We start from the raw sequence: 844 nt of genomic DNA on the forward strand, positions 1-844 counted from the left end.
GTCTGTCGCCGATATCGCCTTTGCCAGCGGCTTTGACAGTCTTGCCACATTCTATCGCGCGTTCCGGGATTCTTCGGGGATGACGCCGACGGATATGCGCTCCCTTTCCCGACATTGATCTGCTGCGGATCTGCGGCTTCGGGCTGGATAATTCGGCTCCGCGCTGAATCTAAGCTGGGCGCGTGCGCGCAATGAGAAGACGGTAACCCATGCCTCTGTTAAACGTCCGGTCCTTGTTCGGCGGCAAGATGGACGGGAGTGGTGAATGCCGTGGCGTGCACGGACCGAACAATTGCTGGCCCAGCCCGGCTGCCTTCGCGTCATGTGTGAACTTGCCAGGGGGTTCATGCGCACCCACGACAATTCGCCGCGCGCGTCTTCGTTGTTTGCCAGCCAGCAGCGCTGGTTGATGTCTCACATCGCGATTTCGCTCCACTTTCGCCGATCGGTTTCCGCCGAAGGTGGTTTGACGCTGTACAATTTCATGCAGGACGTTGTCGGCCATGATCTTGCCAGCCGCAACACGGCGCGGGCCTTCCTGGCCGAGGCGATAAAATACGGCTTTGCACGGCCTGTCCCGCTCGAAGGCGAGCAAAGCTTGCCGAACAGCATGTTGCCGGTCGAGCCAACCGAGGCAACGATCGCGCTTCTCGCCGAATGGTATTCCGCGCATCTGCAGGCCCTGGATGCGCTCGGCGGAGCGCCACGGCTGCCCCGCTTTTCCGCAAACCTGTCTGCCGCACTCGCCGCAATGGAACCGTTTGTCTGCGGCGAACTGTTGACTTGCGCCGATGTGCGCAATCCCGGGCCGGTCTACTCGCTTTTTACCTGGATGGACCAGGGC

Annotated in this window: 2 protein-coding genes; both read left to right on the forward strand. The window is 61.0% G+C overall.

Translation table 11 applies throughout. The features are described 5' to 3' along the window. Window positions 1-13 precede the first annotated feature (13 nt). Window positions 14-118 (forward strand): hypothetical protein, encoded by a 105-nt coding sequence (locus AC1D0P_RS26255; protein WP_477679407.1) that lies wholly within the window; start codon window positions 14-16, stop codon window positions 116-118. 228 nt (window positions 119-346) lie between these two features. Beyond that, the coding region (locus AC1D0P_RS26260; RefSeq protein WP_477679406.1) for a hypothetical protein at window positions 347-844 on the forward strand (498 nt) is incomplete at its 3' end.

The organism is Polaromonas sp. P1_G2, assembly GCF_056405515.1.